At 39.4% G+C, this 7,087-nt stretch carries 7 protein-coding genes and 1 pseudogene; 5 read left to right on the top strand and 3 right to left on the bottom strand.

Going from position 1 to position 7,087, the window contains the following annotated elements:
- Nucleotides 1–212 precede the first annotated feature (212 nt).
- Nucleotides 213–1,469 carry an Nramp family divalent metal transporter gene (locus tag FWJ32_RS12960; protein ID WP_149546387.1) on the top strand — a complete coding sequence of 419 codons (1,257 nt, stop codon included), beginning with the start codon at nt 213–215 and terminating at the stop codon, nt 1,467–1,469.
- Between the two features lie 134 nt (nt 1,470–1,603).
- On the opposite strand, the gene FWJ32_RS12955 is transcribed toward FWJ32_RS12960, so the two are convergent.
- On the bottom strand, nt 1,604–1,966 hold the full coding sequence (locus FWJ32_RS12955; RefSeq protein WP_149546386.1) for a winged helix-turn-helix transcriptional regulator: 363 nt from the start codon (nt 1,964–1,966) through the stop codon (nt 1,604–1,606).
- Nucleotides 1,967–2,083: 117 nt separating this feature from the next.
- Between FWJ32_RS12955 and FWJ32_RS12950 the strand changes: the two genes are divergently transcribed.
- Nucleotides 2,084–2,479: a pyridoxamine 5'-phosphate oxidase family protein gene (locus tag FWJ32_RS12950; protein WP_149546385.1), complete on the top strand. Its 396-nt coding sequence runs from the start codon at nt 2,084–2,086 to the stop codon at nt 2,477–2,479.
- A 286-nt stretch (nt 2,480–2,765) separates the two neighbouring features.
- The gene (locus FWJ32_RS12945; RefSeq protein WP_203227777.1) at nt 2,766–4,679 is read left to right on the top strand and encodes an oxidoreductase; all 1,914 of its coding nucleotides are present in this window, start codon (nt 2,766–2,768) and stop codon (nt 4,677–4,679) included.
- 425 nt (nt 4,680–5,104) lie between these two features.
- Here the strand turns inward: FWJ32_RS12945 and FWJ32_RS13650 are convergent.
- Nucleotides 5,105–5,221: pseudogene (locus tag FWJ32_RS13650) on the bottom strand (ATP-binding protein); the annotation flags it as partial.
- A 159-nt stretch (nt 5,222–5,380) separates the two neighbouring features.
- Here FWJ32_RS13650 and FWJ32_RS12940 point away from each other — a divergent pair.
- Nucleotides 5,381–6,145, top strand: a complete 765-nt coding sequence (locus tag FWJ32_RS12940) for a glucose 1-dehydrogenase (protein ID WP_149546384.1) — start codon at nt 5,381–5,383, stop codon at nt 6,143–6,145.
- Between the two features lie 261 nt (nt 6,146–6,406).
- On the opposite strand, the gene FWJ32_RS12935 is transcribed toward FWJ32_RS12940, so the two are convergent.
- Nucleotides 6,407–6,667: a Rossmann-fold NAD(P)-binding domain-containing protein gene (locus FWJ32_RS12935; RefSeq protein ID WP_203227776.1), complete on the bottom strand. Its 261-nt coding sequence runs from the start codon at nt 6,665–6,667 to the stop codon at nt 6,407–6,409.
- A 220-nt stretch (nt 6,668–6,887) separates the two neighbouring features.
- Here FWJ32_RS12935 and FWJ32_RS13975 point away from each other — a divergent pair.
- Nucleotides 6,888–7,087 (top strand): helix-turn-helix domain-containing protein (locus FWJ32_RS13975; protein WP_149546388.1); only part of this gene is annotated, 200 nt, incomplete at its 3' end.

Here is a 7,087-nt window from a genome sequence, read left to right as displayed (position 1 = left end):
GCTTATACGGGTACTTCGGTACCCGTATTTGCTTTTACGCAATAAAAAAAAGCGCTGTTGCACAATGAACTATTTAGTCCATTGTGCAACAGCCCCTTTATATTTTAGGTTATGTTTTTATTTACCGTCTATATTTATTTAGCTTATAATATATCTGATAACAGTTATTTCTACAGTGGTATTACAAATCATAGATGCAGGAGGTCCTTGATATGCTTAAGAAATTTTTTCATAAGAATCCTTCTAAAGCACATGCACCCAGACTTATGGCTATGGACTTTTTCAAATACATAGGGCCAGGCCTTTTAGTAACCGTCGGTTTCATCGATCCTGGAAACTGGGCCTCAAATGTTGCAGCAGGTGGAGACCATGGGTATAAGCTTTTATGGATAGTAACATTATCAACAATCATGCTTATTGTTTTGCAGCACAATGCTGCTCATCTTGGTATTGTAACAGGAAAATGCCTTTCTGAGGCTGCAACAGAATACTTAAAACCTTGGATAAGTAAGTTGGTACTTGTAAGCGCAATTTTAGCCGTAATATCAACAGCACTGGCTGAGATATTAGGTGGTTCAATTGCATTGAACATGTTGTTTAAAATACCATTAAAACTGGGGGGCATTTTAATTACACTGCTTGTAAGCTATATGCTCTACTCTAATTCATATAAAAAAATAGAAAAGTGGATAATAGGTTTTGTTTCAATTATAGGCATCTCTTTTGTCTTTGAACTGACTCTCACCGATATTGAATGGGGAAAAGCCCTTTTAAGCTGGGTAACTCCATCATTTCCTAATGGTTCAAGTACAATAATATTGAGTGTACTTGGAGCTGTTGTGATGCCACACAATTTATTTTTACATTCAGAGGTTATACAAAGCAGACAATGGAATTTGGAAGATGAAAAAATAATGGAGAAACAATTAAAATATGAATTCGCAGATACGTTATTCTCTATGATTATAGGATGGGCAATAAACAGTGCCATGATTCTTATTGCTGCGTCAACATTTTTCAAACAGGGTATCCATGTAACTGAGCTTGAACAGGCACAAGCTCTATTAAAACCACTCTTAGGCAATGCTGCATCTATTGTTTTTGCCATTGCACTTTTATTTTCAGGAATTTCTTCAACCATAACTGCAGGTATGGCAGGGGGTTCAATTTATGCTGGAATCTTTAATGAGCCATATGATATACACGATAGCCATACTAAAACAGGCGTAGGTTTAACCATAATTGGCGCACTAATTATAATATTTTTTATAAGCGATCCATTCAAAGGACTGGTCATATCTCAGATGCTGTTGAGCATTCAACTGCCAATAACAATATTTCTACTGATTAGCCTTACATCTTCTCAAAAAGTCATGAAGAAATACGCTAATAACCCTCTTTCAAAAATCGTCCTCTGGGTTATCGGGATAACAGTTACTGCACTTAATATTATGCTCCTTTTAAGTTAGATCAACTATATCTATACAAATCCACTCATTTGAATATGCCACTCTCATTTACAGGCAACACAGTTCAAACCAAAAATATCTATATGGTCTCTAATTCGTCATGACAAACAACAGCAAGTGCAGTAAACATGTTGTTACTCTGAACGTGACTCATTGTTCCCAGTATGTCGCAATGCCATTTGGCGGGCACCCCATTTTGCAAGTTCATCTATGGCTGGCAAAAGCTCCAATCCTGCTTGTGTCAGCGAATACTCCACCCTCGGAGGTATCTCCGGATACTGTTCTCTGTGTATCAGACCGCAACTTTCCATCTCTTTTAGGGATTGAGTCAGCATCATGTTGGTAATCCCATTCAGCTTTCTTTTCAACTCATTATACCGAAGTACACGATTTTGGCTCAATGTCCACAGGATTGGAATTTTCCACTTCCCTCCAATCATATTTAAGGCATACGTTACCGGGCAATCCATTGTATTTACCATATCTTTCTTATTCATACCACATTACCCCATCACTCATTATTATCATACTTAAACAGTTATTTCTATATACTTGTTCTATTTATCTCTATGTACTATAATAATATCATAAAAAATCGAAAGGAGTAAAGGATGATGGATGAAGTTTTACAGTTTTTAAAAGATAACTCACCTTTTTATCTGGCAACCATAGACGGGGATACGCCCAAGGTACGCCCCTTTGGTTTTGTAATGAAATACGAAGGTAAGCTATGCTTCTGTACCAATAATCAAAAAGATGTCTATAGACAGCTGAAAGCCAACCCTAAATTTGAAATAAGCGCTACAGCAAAAACAGGTGAATGGCTTCGTCTAAAAGGCAAAGCTGTCTTCATCACTAGCCGCGAGTCCAAAAAAGCGGCACTGGACACCATGCCTTCTCTCAGGAGTTTGTACAGCGAGGATGATCCTATTTACGAAATCTTTTGTGCCGATGAGGCTGAGGCAACCTTTTACAGTATGAGTGGTCCTTCCAAAAATGTGAGGCTGTAGGAAATTAAAAGCACTTTCATTATTACGTGGAGTGACTCCTGTCCCAGGAGACATACCGGTACATTTTTATATACTGGGCATTTACTGCCATAGGATGAAGTCCTTCGAGTTCAAGAATGTTATAGTTCAGTCTAAATCTCAGACTCGAGGTACCAAGGAATAACAACCTGCCTTAACCAGCCGCTAAGTAGATTATACATAAAATTTGAAGGATATCTTCATTCTCTTATGGCGACTCGTTTTGTATCATGGATGTTTAAATATATCTTACAAGGAGGGAATTTTTATGATGAACCCTAAGTATAAGAAGATTTTCGAACCCATTCAGATTGGCCACATGCTGGTGAAAAACCGTATAGAATCCTCACCTGCTGCTCCGCGTTTAGCCGACATAAATGGTCTGGTGACACCTGAGCTCGTTGAATGGAGCCGTCAATTAGCAAAAGGTGGTGCAGGTATAGTCACTGTAGGTATTTCTATGGTGACACCTCTCAATGGTATGCCCAGCGGTTTTTGTGTGAACATGGGAAGCGATAACGTAATACCGGGCCTTGCTGTGTTGGCGGATGCCGTACATCGGTATGGAGCCAAGGCATCGATCGAACTCGCTGGATTTGCATTTGGACATGAAATGCCTGAAGGCAAGTCGCCTATCGATATGATGTCTCAAGAAGATATAAATAATTGGATCAAGTTATTTGCCGATGCAGCAGAACGCGCTCTTAAAGCTGGAATGGACATGGTCTTGCTTCATGGAGGGCATGGAATACTTATCAGCAACTTCTTTTCACCGTTGTTTAACCACCGTACAGATAAATATGGCGGCAGCATAGAAAATCGAGCCCGTTTTGCCTGCGAGCTCTTGGATGCCATAAGGGAGAGAGTCGGAAGAAAACTTGCCATAGAATTCCGTATTAGCGCCGAGGAGATGGTGCCCGGTGGAGTTAAATTGGAGGATACCATTGAATTTGTAAAAATAATCCAGGACAAAATTGACCTTCTTCATGTCTCAGCAGGAATGTTATTGATTGACGAATTGGTTCCAATAACCACTCAGCCCACTTATCTAAAGCGAGGCTATAACGTACATTATGCCGCAGAACTAAAGAAAGCCGGAATTAAAGTGCCGATTACTACAGTGGGTTCTATTGATTTAGACCTTGCCGCCGAGATATTAGAAAGAGGCGATGCTGATATATGCGCTATGATACGCACACTAATTGCCGACCCGGATTGCGTAAATAAGGCACGCACAGGGAGAGAAGATGAAATCAGGCCCTGTATCCGCTGCGTAACCTGCTTGAATCGCACTCACGGCTCTCTTGGGCTACGTGTGGCTTGTGCGGTAAATCCGCTGGCTGGGCGAGAGTTAGAGTTTAGAAACGTTTCAGCAGTTGCTGATAAAAAAAAGAAGGTTGTGGTAATTGGAGGTGGCCCAGCAGGAATGGAAGCTGCGCGCACAGCGGCAGACCGCGGCCATCAGGTAGTGCTCTTCGAAAAATCTGAAAAATTAGGCGGTACTTTAAATATGGCAGTAGCTCCTGAATTTAAAAAAGATCTAAAAGCATACCTCAATTGGGCCATTAGAATGACTGCAAAACATCCTGGTATCAAAATCAGGCTGGCTACTGAGGCTACCCCTGAAATAATAAAAGCAGAAAATCCTGACGCAATTGTTGTCGCAGTGGGTGCAGAACCCAACATACCCCCGATACCGGGCCTGGATGGTGAGAATGTGGTTTGGGTCGGCGATCTTGAGGCTGGAAATGTTCAGGTAGGAGACAACATCCTCGTAGCCGGCGGAGGGCTGACAGGTTGTGAAGTTGCCCTTGATCTTGCTCGCAAAGGAAAGAAAGTATCAATTGTTGAAATGGTAAGTGAAAAAGAGATGATAGATGTATCACCTATTCCGATGACCGCTCTGATTAAGCTTCTGAAGGAAGAAGGCGTGACAATCCTTGCAAATCATAAGCTTTTAAGGGTAAATGTCAACACTGCTGTTGTAGAAGGGAAAGACGGAATAAAGAATATTGCTTTCGATACCCTCATTGTATCACTGGGAGTTAAGCCGAAGATAGAGGAAGCAAGCAAATTTGCGGATTTGGCAGATGAAGTATATTATGTCGGTGATTGTACAACTAACCGCGGAAACCTGTATACTTCAACTACATCCGGGTTCAATGCTGGCATGGATATATAAAAGAAGAATTTCCTTTAAATTTTTTATTCAAAACTTTTTAGTGCTTCAACCTAAGAATAAATTTAGACCCCTCCGAAGAAGAGGGGCCTTTTATAATTAATGTTGAGTTGTTTTTACGCTCATAAAGTGGCGGTAAATTATTAATTCACTTTATCCATATACCTTGATGCAGTAAGTTCGCATATCCATTTGCCATCGAAAAATTTTAATGCAATCAGTCCTTTCTATCCCATATCTCTATCCATTCCATACAATGGACCAACAATTTTTACCAGGTTGAAATAAGGCGATTTATTCAATAAAATAATGCTGACGTCCACTAATCGAGGTATAAGTCTCAGGTGTTAAACCAATTAATGTCGATAGCTAATCTAAAATAGCACATCTTCAAAGGTTTTAAATTGACCAACCCTATCTTTTCTTAATTAATTATGTGGTTTACCACACAATCCGGCTTTCATACTGCCTTTTAGGTTGTAGCTATCAACCCTTATGTTAATTATATGGGCATGATGTAATAGTCTATCCAACACTGCAGCAGTAAACACATGGGCTCCCATGAGCTCCACTATTTCCCAAATGCTTTGTTACTGGCGAGAATTACGTTTCTATTGATAAATAGTTGACAACTGCAATAAAGTCATATATACTGGGAGTAGTTAAATTTATATCATATAGAAATAGGTGGGAGAGGATAACAGATGAAATTAGAGAACAAAGTCGCCATTGTAACCGGTGCAAGTGCAGGAATGGGGAAAGCGATTGCAGCAATGTATGCAAAGGAAGGCGCCAAGGTGCTCGCAGTTGCTAGGAGATTGGAAAGATTGAATGAACTTGCCAAAGAAACTGCAGGATATCCTGGCGAACTTATTCCATTTGTTGGTGATATGATGGATAAAGCTCAGGTTGAAGGAATGGTTGACGAGGCTGTGAAAAGATTTGGCAGATTAGATATTCTTGTAAACAATGCCGGAATTATGGACGATTTCAGCCCTATAGGCGATTTTGACGACAAGATGTTTGAAAAAGTCATGAAATTGAACTTGGAAGCTCCTGCTTATTCGATGAGAAAAGCAGTGAAACTATTTGAGAAACAAGGTGGCGGAGTAATTATCAATGTTGCTTCCGTGGGAGGCCTTTTTGGTTGCAGAGCAGGTGCAATCTACACAGCATCAAAACATGGATTAATAGGGCTTACAAAAAATACCGCCTACATGTACGGCAGCAAAAACATAAGATGTAATGCGATCTGCCCTGGTGCCATAACAACAGAGATTGGCACGGGCGAATTTATGCAACACACAAATAAGAATGGAATGGATATAGCCATGAAGGGCACCAATCTTATATACAGACCTGGTGAAGCGGATGAAATTGCCAAAGTAGCAGTGTTCCTTGCATCAGAGGATTCCTCATATATCAATGGCCAGGCAATTGTTGTAGATGGTGGCTGGACTTGCTATTAATAATAAAAAGCAATTGTGAGACTAAGTGATTTTTTAGCTCATGCTGGATATTCTGCCTAGTGATGACAAAAGTATGTATAAGGTGGCGTCTATTGTAAACTCAATTATATCATTCTTGCTGAGATTCAATTGGCTTAATTAACAATCGGATAAAATATAAAAAGACCATGAAATTTTGAAGCTGATAAAAGCTATTTCATGGTCTTTCTCCATTTTATAGATTGTTATTATTTATAAATATGATATCTATAATACCGAATCCTAGAATATGATTGTTGCCGGTGTTACACCCTCAGGATAAACATCTTCGCCACCTTTTTTCTCAGCATATACATTATACCACATATCTGCAATTACATCTGGGTCATTGACTGCGCCAGTACCAGGTTTCATGAATAAGCCTAATGAACGATGTGCTACATGGATTCCCTTGGGTGCAAGTTCAGTATGAAGATTTGCTACATAACTACGTAATCCAGATAATGCAATACCTACATTGCCCATCATCGGTATTGGATACATTGCAGATAATCCGGTTGTAAACAGTAATGAGCCTTTTCTTTTTCAATTTTTTCTTTTTGTTTAAATCGGACCATTGTAGAATTGAAATAAACCTGTGAATAATTTGTATATGAATCCTGGGTCAGTTTAAATCGGACCATTTGTTGATTTACAATAAATATTGACCCCCATCAATAAAAAACATACATAATATAGGGGGAGGAGAAGGGGTTGATCCAATATAGAGCAATGGTATACAATACAAAACTTGTATTCCAAAGGTTATGGAAAAAAGACCATTGCCAGAATGCTTGGTATTTCCAAAAATACAGTTAAGAAGGTATTGGATAGTAGCGAATTTCCCAGATACAAAAGGGTAAGGGAGGTGGAGAAGAAAATTGATAAGTTTACCGATGCCATAATAGATATGTATTACAATAA

The sequence above is a fragment of the Calorimonas adulescens genome, assembly GCF_008274215.1.
Lineage (GTDB): Bacteria > Bacillota > Thermoanaerobacteria > Thermoanaerobacterales > UBA4877 > Calorimonas > Calorimonas adulescens.
The sequence above is the reverse complement of the archived record's forward strand: the minus strand, read 5'-3'. Positions and strand labels throughout refer to the sequence as shown.